The sequence below is a fragment of the Curtobacterium sp. MCBD17_032 genome (assembly GCF_003234855.1).
In the GTDB taxonomy this organism is placed as follows: domain Bacteria; phylum Actinomycetota; class Actinomycetes; order Actinomycetales; family Microbacteriaceae; genus Curtobacterium.
Map to the genome: position 1 here is coordinate 83835 of NZ_QKTO01000005.1, position 14927 is coordinate 98761.

A 14927-nucleotide genomic window follows, 5' to 3' on the forward strand; every position below is an offset into this window, starting at 1 on the left:
CCGGTGCCGGTCCACGAGACCGGCACCAGGCCTCCGGTGCGTGGTGCTGCCGGACGCCGGCGCGCCGGGTGGCGCGCCGGCGTCCGGGTCGATCAGGTGATGCGCTTGAACGCCTTGTCGACGTAGCGGTCGACCGTGGCGCGGGCCTCACGGGCGTACCGGTCGATCGTGGCGGTACGCTCCGCGTCCGGCTCGTACGAGCGCCCGAGCCGAGCGGTCGCGGCGGCGAGGACCGCGTCGGTGAGCTGCGGGTTGAGCGGCAGGACGGGCCCCTGTGTGTGCGTGCCGAAGGACGTGCCGGTGATCGCACCCTCGACCGGAGCACCGGCCTGGTTCCCACCGCCCGACACGACGTCCGCGAACGGCTCGACGCCGTCCGACAGCTCGATACGAGCGGCGTGGTCCTCGAAGCCCGCGAGCCGGGTGGAGGCACCGGGGAGCAGCGGGTAGCGGGTCTCGAGCACGAAGTAGTTCACTCGGCGCTCGGCACCGCGGACGGCCCGGGCGTCGAACACGCCGAACCCGTCGACCGGGGCACCCTCGGTCGGCACGACCTGGTTCGTGGCGAGGTCGAACCCACCACCGACCGCGACGACCGGCACGCCAGCGGCGGCGAACTCCCGCAGGGCGGCACCGATCCGCGGGACGTCCGTGCCGAGCGACCGCATCGCGCTGAGCGGTCCGTTCCCCACCAGGACGACGTCGGCGGCGGGCGGTAGCTCGTCACCCGGCGCGTACTCGACGACCTCGGTGGCGATGTCGGCCGCGGCGGCGCGACGGACGAGGGCTGCGACGTTGCCGCGGTCCCCGGAGACCCCCATCTGGCGTGGGTACACGTGCAGGATGGTCAGGCGATCGGCCGTCATGCGGTCTTCTCCAGGTCCGGGTGACCGAGGGCCTTCCGGGCGATCATCATGATCTCGTAGTTGACGATGAAGTTCTTCGTGCCGGTCGTCGTCGCGCCGAGGCCCTGCATGTGCCGGATGGCGGACTCGACATCGGGCTCGACGCGGCCGATGCGCACGCCGGCGTGTTCGAGGGCGATCGCGATCTGCCAGGCCTTGTCGCCCGAGACGACGTCCACGTGGTCGAGCTTCGAGAAGTCGATGTCGTAGATCCACGAGATGTCCGGAGTGCCCTCGTCGATCGCCATGAGCACCTGTTCCGGATGCGCGGGCAGGGCGTCGAGGTTGAGCTGCAGGCTCGCGGCGTTCTTGAACATCGTGAACTCGGCGGACTCACCCGCGATCGGCAGACGCTCGCCACGGCCGTACGCCGGCTTCATCCGCTCGAACGCCTTCGTCACGGCGTCGACGCGGAACTGGGCGCCGAGCGCGGCACTCGCGGTCGCGGTGGCCGCGGCGGCATCGACCGCGTAGTGCAGGCCGCGCGCCGGGAGCCGGACCGGGATCTCGGCGCCGTCGAACGCGATCGTCGCGCCGTCGCCGGTGAACACGACCACCTCGGCGTCCGCCGTCGTCTGGACACGGTCGGCCCCGGCGACGAAGTCGTCAGCGTTCTGCAGGCCGTTCGGCGCGGCGGCGACGACCTCGGCGCTGGCACCGAACCGGAGGACGCGCTGCCCGTCGACGGCCGTGTAGGCGTCGAGGAACTGGTCGTCGTGGTTCGTGATGACGTTCGCGCTCGACAGCGCGGCGGTGTCGAGCATCATCGTCGCGACACGCTCGGTCTCGAAGAAGCGGTAGAGCTGGTCGACCTGGACGTTGAGCATCGTCACCGTCGACGGCGACAGGATGCCCGCGAGCTCGACGGCGAAGGCCTCGTCCACCTCGAGGATCCCGATGTCCGCCTTGAGCGCGCCCGTCAGCGACACCTCGGAGAGGAGCGCCGACGCGATGCCCTGCGGCAGGTTCGCGCCGGACGGGTTCGTGAAGACCCGAAGGCCGTGCGCCCGCACGATCTCCGAGATCATGTGCGTGGTCGTCGACTTCCCGTTGGACCCGAGCACGAACACGACGCCGTTCGGGAACTGCCGGGTGACGTGCTGCAGGAAGTCCGGCACGAGCTTGAGGACGATGTAGCCCGGGTAGGCGGACCCGCCGCCCCGCGCACGAGCGAGGGCGCGGAGGATCCGCCCGACCAGGATCGGGATCACGAATCGCACGGGCGGCCTACTCGAGGTAGTCGCGGAGCGACTGCGACCGGGACGGGTGGCGGAGCTTCGCCATCGTCTTCGACTCGATCTGGCGGATGCGCTCGCGCGTGACGCCGAAGGTGTCGCCGATCTGGTCGAGGGTCTTCGGCTGGCCGTCACCGAGGCCGAAGCGCATCCGGATCACGCCGGCTTCGCGCTCCGACAGGGAGTCGAGCAGGCTCTCGAGCTGCTTCTGCAGCATCGTGAAGCCCACCGCGTCGGCGGGCACCACGGCCTCGGTGTCCTCGATGAGGTCACCGAACTCCGAGTCGCCGTCCTCGCCGAGCGGCGTGTGGAGCGAGATGGGCTCGCGGCCGTACTTCTGCACCTCGACGACCTTCTCGGGCGTCATGTCGAGCTCACGGGCGAGTTCTTCCGGCGTGGGCTCACGGCCGAGGTCCTGCAGCATCTGCCGCTGGACCCGGGCGAGCTTGTTGATGACCTCGACCATGTGCACCGGGATGCGGATGGTGCGGGCCTGGTCGGCCATGGCTCGCGTGATGGCCTGTCGGATCCACCACGTCGCGTAGGTCGAGAACTTGAAGCCCTTCGTGTAGTCGAACTTCTCGACCGCACGGATCAGGCCCAGGTTGCCCTCCTGGATGAGGTCGAGGAACTGCATGCCACGGCCCGTGTACCGCTTCGCGAGCGAGACGACGAGACGGAGGTTCGCCCCGAGCAGGTGCGACTTGGCGCGCTGACCGTCCCGCGCGACCCAGCGGAGTTCACGCTCCGCCGGCTTCGACAGGCCCGTCGAGTGCTGCAGCTTGTCCTCGGCGAACAGGCCGGCTTCGATGCGCATCGCGAGCTCGACCTCCTGCTCGGCGTTGAGCAGCGCGACCTTGCCGATCTGCTTGAGGTAGTCCTTCACCGGGTCCGCAGTGGCACCCGTGATGGTCGTCGAGTAGACCGGTGCTTCGTCGTCGTCGGTCTGCGAGATGACGAGTGCGCCCGCGGCGACCGCGGCGGCCTCGGTCGCGGGCTTCGCGGCCGACTCGTCCTCGGTGTCCTCGGCGACGTCGTCGGTGGTGTCGACCGCGTCCTCGACGACCTCGACCGGGGCGTCGTCCTCGGCGTCGCCGTCCTCGTCCTCGGCGGCAGCCGTGGCCTTCTTGCCAGCCGCCTTCTTCGGGGCGGCCTTCTTCGGGGCGGCTTTCTTGGCGGCGGTGGTGGTCCTGGTGGCGCGCTTCTTCGGCGCAGCCGTTCCGTCGGTCTCCGTGGCGTCTTCCGCCACGACGCCGTCGGGCGTGGTGTCCTTCGTGGGATCGACCGTCGTGCTCCGGGCAGCCATGCGATCACCTTCCTCGTCGTGCCACGTTCCTGGGGTCGTGGCCTTCCCTCGCCGCCCAGGGCCACCGCCGCGGTCCCCCACGTCGTCTGGTCCTACCGTTCCGGGCAGCACTAGGACCCATGTCAAGTCCCCCGACGTCGGACGCGGGGAACCCGAAAGGGTCCGTGGTCATTATTGCACGCGCTGTTTCCGCAGGCGTGCAACGAGTGCAACCCAGAGCGGTCCCACCCGTATTCCGTCCTCGGCGTGCAGCCGTGCGCGGGTCCGACGCCGGGCGGAGATCAGCATCACGACACCGAACCCGACGACCACGTACTGCACGGTCATCGCGACGCGGAAGTTCTGCCAGGCGAACGTGTCGGTGCCGGACGCCGAGGCGAGGACGTCGAGCAGCGTCCCGATGGCGAACATCATCACGAAGGCCGCCAGGAACCCGCCGACGTTGACCACGCCGTTCGCCGACCCGAGCGAACCGACCGGGTTGAAGGACCGGGCGAAGTCGAACCCGATCAGCGACCCGGGTCCACCGACCCCCATCGCCACGACGAGCAGGACGAGGAGCCACGTCGGCGGCTGGCCCGGCCAGAGCAAGACCGCCGTCCAGACGACGCCGAGGGCGGTCACGATCCCGAGCACCAGGTTCGACCGCCGCATCGGGAAGCGTGCGCAGAGGAGTCCGAGCACGGGCCCGGCGACGAACCCCACGACGACGATGACGGTGAGGAAGCTCGCCGCCTCGGTCGGTGAGTACCCGAGTCCCCGCAGCATCGGTACGCCCCACAGCAGGCTGAACACCGTGCCGGACGACTGCGTGACGTAGTGCGACCAGAAGCCGAGCTGGGTCCCCGGCCGACGGAGCGCGTGGCCGAAGGTGCTGAACGCGGCGCCCCACGAGTGCGGGATCGGGATCGTGTCGGTGCGGACGGCGACCGGACCCGCGCGGACGAAGACCACCGCCAGCACCAGGCCGACGGCACTCGCGACGGCCGCGACGCCGAACGCGGCGTCCCACCCGACGGAGTGCAGGAGCAGGGCGAACGGGAACGCGGAGACGATCTGGCCGATCTGGCCGAGGTTGCCCGTCCACTGCGAGATCTGCGGCAGCAGGGTGCCGCTGAACCACATCGGCAGCAGGCGCATCACCGAGATGAACGTCATCGCGTCGCCCGCGCCGACGAGCACCCGCCCGACGATCGCCGGTCCGATGGTCGGCGAGAACGCGACCACCGCCTGTCCGACCGTGAGCAACAGTGCGCCGAGGAGGACCAGGCGGCGCGGACCGACGCGGTCGAGGGCGATCCCGACGGGGATCTGCAGGCCGGCGTACACCGCGATCTGCACGACCGCGAGCGTCGACAGGGCGGCGGCGGACACGGCGAAACGGTCCTGCGCGTCGACCCCGGAGACACCGAGGGACGACCGCTGCACGACCGCCAGGACGTACGCCAGGACGGCGACGCCCCAGACGACGAAGGCGCGGCGGGAGTTCACCCGACCAGGCTAGCCACCACGCAGGCCGCCCCGACGCGAGGACCCGGTGTCCGTGGACGGGACGACCGGGAGGGCACGATGTGGAAGGCTGGGCGCACCCTGCGCGTCCGTCGGGACCGCGGGCGTGACGGTGGCGCGCTGACCGGCGGGGCCGGGTCGGGCCTCCCGGCCGACGTCAGTCGTCGTCGGCGGTGCGACGGTCCGCCAGGAACCGTTCGAGCTCCGCGGCGATCGCGTCCGCAGTGGGGACCTCACCGTCGGCACCGGTCAGCGGCGACGCCACCGGGTTGCCCTCCATGTACGTGTCGTGGCGCTGCTCGAGCGCGCCCACCAGCCGCTGCAGTTCGGCGTTCCCGGCCACCTGCTCGTCCACCCGGGACAGGAACTCGCGGCCCTCTTCGCGGAGGGCGTCGGTCGGGAAGATGAGCCCGGTCGCCGCCGAGATGCCGGACAGCGCGGCGACGGCCGCGTCCGGGTACTCGGTGTCGGCCAGGTAGTGCGGGACGAGCAGGACCAACCCCGTCACCTGCTGCCCGAGTCCGGCGAGACGGTGCTCGACCAGGTGCAGGACGTTCGCCGGCGCCTGCGTCTCCGGCTTCCAGACGCTCATCGACTCGACCAGGTCCGACCGCGTGCCGGACACGGTGACCCCGATCGACCGCGTGTGCGGCACCGGCATCGGGATCGCCTGCACCCAGGTCGTGTCCGCGACCTGCAGGTCCTCGGCGAGGTCGACGACGGCGCGGACGAAGCGGTTCCACTGGAAGTCCGGTTCGTACCCGGACAGGAAGAGGAACTGCTGGCCGAGCTCGTCGCGCACCAGGTGCAGGGTCAGCCGGGGCGGCTCCACCGCGGTGATGTGGTCGTGCTCGAACGTGATCACCGGGCGGCGGGCGCGCCAGTCGAGCAGGACGTCCGGGTCGAACTCGGCCACGAGCTGCGACTCGAGCGAGCCGGTGATCGACGTCGTGATCTGCGCCACCGCCGAGCCCGCGTCCGCGAAGCCCGTGAGGGCGGCGACGAGGTGCAGCCCGGCGGGCACCGTCGGCGCGGACTCGTCGAGCGTGTAGAGGTCCTCGGGGTGGTTCACCCGGCCAATGCTAGGCGGGCCCGCCGACGCGGCCCGGACCGCCGCCCACGCCGACAGCGAACATGCCGTCAGAGCACCGTCAGTAGGCTGGTGCGATGGTCCGACCGACGCTCTCCACCACTTCCTCCTCCCCCGCCTCCGTCGACGCCGACGTCCTCGTCGTGGGCGTCCGCCCCGGCACCGACGGCGGCCCCGCCACCCTCGCACCGACCGCCGTCGGCCCCGTCGCCGGCCTCGAGCAGCTCGACCTGGAGGCCGTGGGCGCCACCGGCGCGAAGGACCAGCTCGTCCGCATCCCCGGTGGCACCGCCGCCGGGGTCGCCGCCGCCGGCATCGCGCTCGTCGGGCTCGGCAGCGCGACCGGGGCCGCCGCCGTCCGCTCCGCGGCGGGCAGCGCTGTCCGACAGCTCCCGCACGTCGAGGCGATCGCCCTCGCCCTGCCGACCGAGGACGACGACACCGTCGCCGCCGCGCTCGAGGGCGCTGCCCTCGGCTCGTACGCCTTCACCCGGCACAAGGGTGCCGGCACCACCGGACCGACGCGCGGTGACCAGCGCATCACGGTCCTCGCCCCGGAGTCGGTGGACGCCGACGCCACCGAGCGCCCGACCGTCGTCGCCGAGGCAGCGGCGCTCGTGCGCGACCTCGTGAACACCGCCGCGGGCGACCTCGGGCCGTCGGACGTCGCCGACGTCGCCGCCGCGGTCGCCGAGGGCCTGCCCCTCACCGTCGAGGTGCTCGACGAGACCGAGCTCGCGCAGCAGGGCTTCGGCGGGATCGCCGGCGTGGGCCAGGGTTCGGTCCGGCCGCCGCGCCTCGTCGTCGTGCGGTACGAGCCGGCGGCTGCGACGAAGCACCTCGCACTCGTGGGCAAGGGCATCACCTTCGACACCGGCGGTCTCTCGCTCAAGCCCGCCGCGTCGATGCTCGGCATGAAGACCGACATGACCGGTGCCGCGACCGTGCTCGCCGCGACGGTCGCCGCGGCGAGACTCGGCCTGGACACGAAGGTCACCGCCTGGCTCTGCCTCGCCGAGAACATGCCGTCCGGGTCGGCGATCCGCCCCGGCGACGTCCTCACGCTGAAGAACGGCAAGACCGTGGAGGTCACGAACACCGACGCCGAGGGACGCCTGGTCCTCGGCGACGGGATCGCCGCGGCCTCGCTCGAGCAGCCCGACGCGATCGTCGACGTCGCGACGTTGACCGGCGCGCAGATGGTCGCCCTCGGCGACCGGACGACCGGCCTCATGGGCAGCGACGGGCTGGTCGCCCAGGTGCGCGCGATCGCCGACGCCGTGGCCGAACCCGTCTGGCCGATGCCGATGCCGGAGGAGCTCGACGGCCGGCTGGCGAGCGACGTCGCCGACATGGTGAACGCCACCGTCGGACAGACCGCGGGCGGCATGCTCCTCGCGGCGAAGTTCCTCGAGCGCTTCGTCGGCAGGACCGCGGACGGCGAGAGCATCCCGTGGGCGCACCTCGACATCGCCGGACCGTCCGAGAACCGCGGTGCCGGGTACGGCTGGCTCGGCAAGGGTGCGACGGGCGTCATGGTCCGGACCCTGGTCGCACTCGCAGAAGACCTGCAGGGCAAGTAGTAGGTTTGGTTCCGGCGGGGCCGCCGCGTCAGCGTGCTCCCCGCCGGAACTGACGGGACGGGACCGGTACAGACGGTCCGACCGCCGGACGCCGCCGCGCGGTGTCCACCGGGACGGCGTCCAAGAGACACGAAGCCGCCCCTGACACGCACGAGGGAGTTGCACCAGGTGACGGAACAGACTTACGACGTCGTGGTCCTCGGTGGCGGCAGCGGCGGGTACGCCGCAGCGCTCCGGGCCGCCGAGCTCGGCATGAGCGTCGCACTCATCGAGGGAGACAAGCTCGGAGGGACGTGTCTGCACCGCGGCTGCATCCCGACGAAGGCACTGCTGCACTCGGCCGAGATCGCCGACGGCACGCGCGACGCCGAGAAGTACGGCGTCATCGCCGAGTTCGCCGGCGTCGACGTCCCGAAGGTCATCGAGTACCAGCAGGGCGTCATCAACTCGAAGTACAAGGGCCTGCAGGGGCTCGTCAAGGCCCGCGGGATCACCGTGGTCGAGGGCTGGGGCCGTCTGACCTCGCAGAACACCGTGCAGGTCGGCGACCAGACCGTCACCGGTCGGAACGTCGTCCTCGCCACCGGCTCCTACTCGAAGTCGCTGCCGGGTCTCGAGATCGGCGGCCGGGTCATCACCTCCGAGACCGCGCTCCGCATGGACTACGTCCCGAACAAGGTCGTCATCCTGGGCGGCGGCGTGATCGGCGTCGAGTTCGCCAGCGTCTGGAAGTCGTTCGGCGCCGAGGTCACGATCGTCGAGGGCCTGCCGCACCTCATCCCCGCCGAGGACGAGTCGATGTCCAAGCAGCTCGAGCGCGCCTTCCGCAAGCGCGGCATCGAGTTCTCGCTCGGCGTCCGGTTCGACCACGTCGACCAGCACGAGAACGGCGTCGTCGTCACGCTCGAGGACGGCAAGACCTACGAGGGCGACGTCCTCCTGGTCGCCGTCGGGCGCGGCCCGGTCACGCAGAACGTCGGCTACGACGAGGTCGGCGTCGCGATGGACCGCGGGTTCGTCACGACGAACGAGCGCCTCCTCACGAACCTGCCGAACGTGTACGCCGTCGGTGACATCGTCCCCGGTCTGCAGCTCGCCCACCGCGGGTTCCAGCAGGGCATCTTCGTCGCCGAGGAGATCGCCGGTCTGAACCCGGTCGTCATCTCGGACACGAACATCCCGAAGGTCACCTACTCCGACCCCGAGGTCGCCTCGGTCGGTCTCTCGCAGGCGAAGGCCGAGGAGCAGTACGGTGCGGACAAGGTCGACACCTACGAGTACAACCTCGCCGGCAACGGCCGCAGCCACATCATCGGCACGGCCGGTGCGGTGAAGGTCGTGCGCGTCATCGACGGTCCGGTCGTCGGCGTGAGCATGATCGGCGCGCGCGTCGGCGAGCTCATCGGCGAAGCCCAGCTCGCCGTGAACTGGGAAGCGCACCCGGAGGACGTCGCGCCGCTCGTGCACGCCCACCCCACGCAGAACGAAGCCCTCGGCGAGGCCTTCCTGCACCTCGCGGGCAAGCCGCTGCACGCGCTGTGATCGACACGCACGTGCACACCACGAACACCACAACCACGAACCACGCCTGCGAAGAGGAGTCCACCCGATGAGCGAATCCGTCAACCTCCCGGCGCTCGGAGAGAGCGTCACCGAGGGTACGGTCACCCGATGGCTGAAGAACGTCGGTGACCGGATCGAGGTCGACGAGCCGCTGCTCGAGGTCTCCACCGACAAGGTCGACACCGAGATCCCGTCGCCGGTCGCCGGTGTGATCGAGGAGATCCTCGTCCAGGAGGACGAGACCGTCGAGGTCGGGACCCCGCTCGTGAAGATCGGCGACGGCTCCGGTTCGGGTGACTCGTCCGACCAGGGCGGTGCCGAGTCGGCCGACGACGCGACCGAGGCCGTGGCGCAGGAGTCCGAGCCGGAGACCGCGCCGAGCACGGAGCAGGACACCGAGGCGAAGGCCCCGGAGCCCACCGAGCCCGAGCCGACCCCGGCCGGCCAGACGCAGCCCGCCGCGCCGCAGGCTCCGTCCGCACCGCCGGCCGCCCCGCCCGTACCGCAGGCCGCACCGGTCCCGCCGCCCGCGGCAGCCCCGCCGGCTGCGGTCCCCGCCCCGGCGAAGGCCGCACCGGCTCCGGCCGCTGTCCCGGCCGCCGCTGCGCCGGCATCGACGCCGTCCGCCGAGGTGCCGAACCCCACCACGAACGGTTCCGCGACCGGCTACGTGACACCCCTCGTGCGGAAGCTCGCGAACGAGCAGGGCGTCGACCTGTCGACCGTCGCCGGTACCGGTGTCGGTGGACGGATCCGCAAGGAGGACGTGCTCGCCGCGGCTTCGGCAGCGGCCGCAGCCCCCGCAGCCTCGGCTACGCCCGGCGCTCCGGCCCGGTCCGGTCCCTTCGTCGCCGAGGTCTCGCCGTTGCGCGGGACCCGGGAGAAGATGACCCGTCTCCGCAAGGTCGTCGCCGAGCGTGCCGTGCAGTCGATGACCTCGACCGCACAGCTCACCAGCGTCGTCGAGGTCGACGTGACGAAGGTCGCGCAGTTCCGCGACGCGCACAAGGCCGAGTTCCTCGAGAAGACCGGTTCGAAGCTCTCCTTCATGCCGTTCTTCGCCCTCGCGGCCTCCGAGGCACTCAAGGCGCACCCGAAGATCAACTCGACCGTCGACGGTGAGGAGATCGTGTACCCGGAGACCGAGAACGTCTCCATCGCGGTCGACACCGAGCGCGGCCTGCTCACCCCGGTCATCAAGGACGCGGCGTCGCTCGACCTCGCCCAGTTCTCGAAGGCCATCGCCGACCTCGCCGAGCGCACGCGCAACAACCAGCTCAAGCCGGACGAGCTCGCCGGCGGCACGTTCACGCTGACCAACACCGGTTCGCGCGGCGCGCTGTTCGACACCCCGGTGGTCTTCCTGCCGCAGTCGGCGATCCTCGGCACGGGCATCGTGACCAAGCGCCCGGCCGTGGTGAAGGTCGACGGCCAGGAGGCCATCGCGATCCGTTCGTTCGTCTACCTGGCGCTCTCCTACGACCACCGCATCATCGACGGCGCGGACGCGTCCCGGTACCTGGTGGCCGTGAAGAACCGCCTCGAAGAGGGCAACTTCGCACCGAACCTCGGGTACTGACCGACAGGTCGGACCGACAGCACCTCGACGGCCCCGTCTCCCCTCCGGGAGGCGGGGCCGTCGCCGTGCTGGTCCGGTTCAGGTCCGGCCCCCGGTGACGCCGGCGAGCACGAGCCCCGCAACGACGACCCCCGCGGTCACGAGCGCACGGACGCCGACCCGCCGCCCGCAGACGGGGACGCCCGTCGTCAGGACGTCCCGGCACGCCACGAGGAGTCGGTCGACCGTCCCGGGCTCCCGCTCTCCCGACGATCCCCGGATCGCCATCGCGTCGCCGGTCCGGGCGCCGAAGGCGTACGTGAGCGGCGGCGGATCCCACCGGACAGGTCGTGGTGGTGCCGCAGCCCGGACCGCCCGCTCGAGTTCGACGAGTGCAGCGCCGCCGCGCGTCCGCGCCGCCGCGCACCGTTCGTCGATACCCGCCAGACCGGGTCCGGCGACCCCGTCGCCCCGCGGGTCCACGCGGTCCCACACGGCACGGACCGCGAGGACGAGCGCCTCGGCTCCGTGCGACGACCCCGCGGGCAGGGGTCCGTCCGCTCCCGGCGGACGGTCGACGAGCACGACCGCGCCCGCGTCGTCGACGACGACGTCCTCGAGCCGGGCGGACCCCAGCAGCACCGCCCCGGCGTCGGCAAGCAGCGCGACCTCGAGCAGCGGGAGCGTGAGCGTCACGGCGACCCCCGGCGTCGGTGATCCGATGCGGTCCAGTGCGGCGGGCAGCGCCAGTCCGGTCGGCACGGCGACGCGGACGACGAGTGCGCCGGTCTCGTCCCGTCCCACTTCCGCGATGTCGACCAGGTGGTCGTGGGCCGCCGGACCGCGGTCCGCGACCCATGCCCAGAAGGCATCGGACGGCGCCGCGGCGCGCCAGCAGCGGTCGGTCTGTCCCTCCGGTCCCATGGTGCCCAGCATGCCGGCGGTGTGGCGAGCCTCCCCTGCGGCGACCGGGATGGTGGACGAGCCCTGTTCGCCCACAGCCTGGTGGCCGGCGGTCTGCGATGCGCGTGCCAGGCCGTATCCTTGTCGGCATGGCACGCAGCAGTTCCTCAAGCACCCCGGCGAAGGAGCCCGGTCGTCTCAAGCAGATGTACCAGGTCTTCACCATGACGCGTCGGGCAGACCCGTCGTCCGTCTGGTGGTTCGCCCTCGCGTTCCTCGGTCCGGTCGTGGCGGGCGTCCTGTTGGCGCTGCTCCTGCCGGGTCAGAACTGGCTCGCGATCGTCCTCTGGATCCTCGCCGGCGTCCTGCTCGGCGTGCTGCTGTTCCTGATCGTGCTCGGACGTCTGGCCGAGCGGGCCGCGTACTCGCAGATCGAGGGGCAGCCCGGTGCCGTCGGCGCGGTCCTGTCCAACTCGCTCCGGCGCCAGTGGCGGTCGAGCGAGATGCCGGTGGCCGTGCACGGTCGCTCGCAGGCCGCGGTCTACCGCGCGGTCGGCACCCCGGGTGTCGTCCTCATCACCGAGGGCCCGGTCGGCAACCTGACGCGACAGGTCGAAGAGGAGCGACGCAAGGTCGCCCGCATCGTCCCGAACGTCCCGATCCACGTCGTCAACGTCGGCGACGGCGACGGGCAGGTCACGCTGCACAAGCTGCCGAAGGCGATGAACAAGCACAAGAAGGCGCTCAACCGGAACGAGGTGCTCGCGGTCGCGAACCGACTCGACTCGCTGACGCACGGTCCCGCCGCGGCCATCCCGAAGGGCATCGACCCGACGCGTGTCCGAGCGGGTCGCCCGCGCTGATCGCCGTCGCACGTCACGGAGCCCCCGAACGAGCTGGTCCCCCGACCGAGCTGGCCGGGGGCTTCGTCGTCCTCCGGGCGTCGCCGGGACCCGCCGCGTCGGGCGAGCGCTCCGCTCAGCGCTGACGGAGCACGACTGCCTCAGCGGCGGACGAGCACCGTGCCGGCAGCCCCGTCGTGGAGCGGGCGGCCGTCCTTGGCGTGGATCAGCGCCGGGATGACGATGCAGAGCAGGAGGGTGCGGACCGCCGGCCGCCACACGCCGACGTAGCCCCCGCGGATCGGTACGACACGCAAGCCGACGCAGAGGTGTCCGAACGAACCGGACAGCAGCGCGATGAACAGGACCTGCAGGGCGGCGAAGATCCCCAGCGTGACGAAGTTGCCCGCCGCGCCGTACGTCCCGATCACGAGCGAGACGAGCGAGGCCAGCGCCCAGTCGATCACCAGCCCGAGGAACCGTCGCCCGAAGCTGCCCATGCTCCGCGGACCCGACTCGGGCAGGCCCAGGACCTTGCCGGGCCACTCGGTCCGTCCCGATCCGGCTGCGGGCGGAGTGGACGGAGTGGAGCGGGCCATGGGTCCAGCGTAGGCGCTCGCCCGGTGCGTAACACGCCGGAAACAACGCAGTCACGTCCGGGAAACCCGGTGTCCCTACCCTCGTCGGAGGGTGCCTCCTGGTTCCCTCGTCACCACCCAACGCCACAGGAGACCGACTCGCATGTTCAGTGATTCCTCCGAGGTGCTCGCGTTCATCAAGGACACGGACGTCAAGTTCCTCGACATCCGGTTCACGGACCTCCCCGGGGTCCAGCAGCACTTCAACATCCCCGCATCAACGGTCGACGAGGACTTCTTCGCCGTCGGTCAGCTCTTCGACGGCTCCTCGATCCGCGGTTTCGCGTCGATCCACGAGTCGGACATGCAGCTCATCCCCGACGTGACGACCGCCTACGTGGACCCGTTCCGCGCGGAGCGCACGCTGATCATGGTGTTCGACATCTACAACCCGCGCAACGGCGAGATCTACGGCCGTGACCCGCGCCAGGTCGCCAAGAAGGCCGAGAAGTACCTCGCCTCGACCGGCATCGCGGACACCGCGTTCTTCGCCCCCGAAGCCGAGTTCTACATCTTCGACGACGTCCGCTACTCGGTCACGCAGAACGAGTCGTTCTTCTCGGTCGACTCCGAAGAGGGCGCCTGGAACACCGGTCGCGAGGAAGAGGGCGGCAACCTCGCCAACAAGACCCCGTACAAGGGCGGCTACTTCCCCGTCTCCCCGGTCGACAAGACCGCGGACCTGCGGGACGACATCTCCCTGAAGCTGATCGACGCCGGCCTCGAGCTCGAGCGCGCACACCACGAGGTGGGCACGGGCGGCCAGCAGGAGATCAACTACAAGTTCGACACGCTGGTCCACGCCGCGGACGACATCCTCAAGTTCAAGTACATCGTCAAGAACACGGCGGAGCAGTGGGGCAAGGTCGCCACGTTCATGCCGAAGCCGCTGTTCGGCGACAACGGTTCGGGCATGCACACCCACCAGTCGCTCTGGTCCGACGGCACCCCGCTGTTCTACGACGAGAACGGCTACGGCGGCCTGTCCGACGTTGCGCGCTGGTACATCGGCGGCATCCTCCGGCACGCGCCGGCCCTGCTCGCCTTCACGAACCCGACGGTGAACTCCTACCACCGCCTGGTCCCGGGCTTCGAGGCCCCCGTCAACCTCGTCTACTCGGCGGGCAACCGTTCGGCAGCGATCCGCATCCCGATCACGGGCACGAACCCGAAGGCCAAGCGCATCGAGTTCCGCGCGCCCGACGCCTCCGGCAACCCGTACCTCGCCTTCGCCGCGCAGCTCATGGCCGGTCTCGACGGCATCCAGAACCGCATCGAGCCGCACGAGCCGGTCGACAAGGACCTCTACGAGCTCCCGCCCGAGGAGGCCAAGAACATCCCCCAGGTCCCGGCCGGCCTGTCGCAGGCGCTCGACGCGCTCGAGGCGGACCACGAGTTCCTGACGAAGGGCAACGTCTTCACCGAGGACCTCATCCAGACCTGGATCGACTACAAGCGTGAGAAGGAGATCCTCCCCCTCGCGCAGCGGCCGCACCCGTTCGAGTACGAGCTGTACTTCGGCGTCTGAGTCCCGCACACGAGGAAGGGCCCCGCACCGTCAGGTGCGGGGCCCTTCCTCGTCGTCGCGCAGGCCTGCCGCGGCAACGGCGGGGCCGAGCCTCGGTCGCGCGGACACGCCGCGCCCTCCGGGCGCCGCGATCAGTCCGCAGGGCCGAGGCTCGGCTCCGCATCAGCCCGCCCGAGCCGGCCGGCCTGGAGGCCCGGCGCCGGTCCGCCCGGCCGAGACGGGCCTCCAGGCTGCCGCACCCCGCAGCAGCCGGGCCGAGCCTCGGCT

The 14927-nt window shown here is 71.2% G+C and carries 12 protein-coding genes; 5 read left to right on the forward strand and 7 right to left on the reverse strand.

Features of this window, described 5'->3' with window-relative positions; all coding sequences use genetic code 11:
• Nucleotides 1–92: 92 nt before the first annotated feature.
• The 5 genes from DEI91_RS09225 to DEI91_RS09245 all read right to left on the reverse strand — a co-directional run bounded on the left by DEI91_RS09225 (nt 93) and on the right by DEI91_RS09245 (nt 6027).
• On the reverse strand, nt 93–866 hold the full coding sequence (locus DEI91_RS09225; RefSeq protein WP_111052014.1) for a hypothetical protein: 774 nt from the start codon (nt 864–866) through the stop codon (nt 93–95).
• Nucleotides 863–2125: a MurT ligase domain-containing protein gene (locus DEI91_RS09230; protein WP_146244254.1), complete on the reverse strand. Its 1263-nt coding sequence runs from the start codon at nt 2123–2125 to the stop codon at nt 863–865. Before DEI91_RS09230 ends, DEI91_RS09225 begins: the two co-directional genes overlap by 4 nt.
• A 7-nt stretch (nt 2126–2132) precedes the next feature.
• On the reverse strand, nt 2133–3446 hold the full coding sequence (locus tag DEI91_RS09235) for an RNA polymerase sigma factor (protein ID WP_111052016.1): 1314 nt from the start codon (nt 3444–3446) through the stop codon (nt 2133–2135).
• A 171-nt stretch (nt 3447–3617) separates the two neighbouring features.
• Entirely contained in the window at nt 3618–4937 is a 1320-nt protein-coding gene (locus DEI91_RS09240) for a nitrate/nitrite transporter (protein ID WP_111052017.1), read from the reverse strand.
• A 175-nt stretch (nt 4938–5112) separates the two neighbouring features.
• On the reverse strand, nt 5113–6027 hold the full coding sequence (locus tag DEI91_RS09245) for a proteasome assembly chaperone family protein (protein ID WP_111052018.1): 915 nt from the start codon (nt 6025–6027) through the stop codon (nt 5113–5115).
• A 95-nt stretch (nt 6028–6122) separates the two neighbouring features.
• Here DEI91_RS09245 and DEI91_RS09250 point away from each other — a divergent pair, with 95 nt between their 5' ends.
• From DEI91_RS09250 to sucB, 3 genes are all read left to right on the forward strand, one after another.
• Nucleotides 6123–7628, forward strand: a complete 1506-nt coding sequence (locus DEI91_RS09250) for a leucyl aminopeptidase (protein ID WP_111052019.1) — start codon at nt 6123–6125, stop codon at nt 7626–7628.
• Nucleotides 7629–7796: 168 nt separating this feature from the next.
• Entirely contained in the window at nt 7797–9170 is a 1374-nt protein-coding gene (gene lpdA / locus DEI91_RS09255) for a dihydrolipoyl dehydrogenase (RefSeq protein ID WP_111052020.1), read from the forward strand.
• A 67-nt stretch (nt 9171–9237) separates the two neighbouring features.
• On the forward strand, nt 9238–10770 hold the full coding sequence (sucB, locus tag DEI91_RS09260) for a 2-oxoglutarate dehydrogenase, E2 component, dihydrolipoamide succinyltransferase (protein ID WP_111052021.1): 1533 nt from the start codon (nt 9238–9240) through the stop codon (nt 10768–10770).
• A gap of 78 nt (nt 10771–10848) precedes the next feature.
• Here the strand turns inward: sucB and DEI91_RS09265 are convergent, their stop codons facing one another.
• Nucleotides 10849–11685: a hypothetical protein gene (locus tag DEI91_RS09265; RefSeq protein WP_111052022.1), complete on the reverse strand. Its 837-nt coding sequence runs from the start codon at nt 11683–11685 to the stop codon at nt 10849–10851.
• A 116-nt stretch (nt 11686–11801) separates the two neighbouring features.
• On the opposite strand from DEI91_RS09265, the gene DEI91_RS09270 reads away from it, so the two are divergent.
• Nucleotides 11802–12515 carry a DUF4191 domain-containing protein gene (locus DEI91_RS09270; RefSeq protein ID WP_111052023.1) on the forward strand — a complete coding sequence of 238 codons (714 nt, stop codon included), beginning with the start codon at nt 11802–11804 and terminating at the stop codon, nt 12513–12515.
• 140 nt (nt 12516–12655) lie between these two features.
• Here DEI91_RS09270 and DEI91_RS09275 read toward each other — a convergent pair whose 3' ends face one another.
• A complete protein-coding gene (locus tag DEI91_RS09275) occupies nt 12656–13093 on the reverse strand; it encodes an RDD family protein (protein WP_111052024.1) in 438 nt (145 codons plus the stop codon).
• Nucleotides 13094–13235: 142 nt separating this feature from the next.
• Here DEI91_RS09275 and glnA point away from each other — a divergent pair, with 142 nt between their 5' ends.
• Nucleotides 13236–14660: a type I glutamate--ammonia ligase gene (gene glnA, locus DEI91_RS09280; protein WP_110825433.1), complete on the forward strand. Its 1425-nt coding sequence runs from the start codon at nt 13236–13238 to the stop codon at nt 14658–14660.
• Nucleotides 14661–14927: the final 267 nt, after the last annotated feature.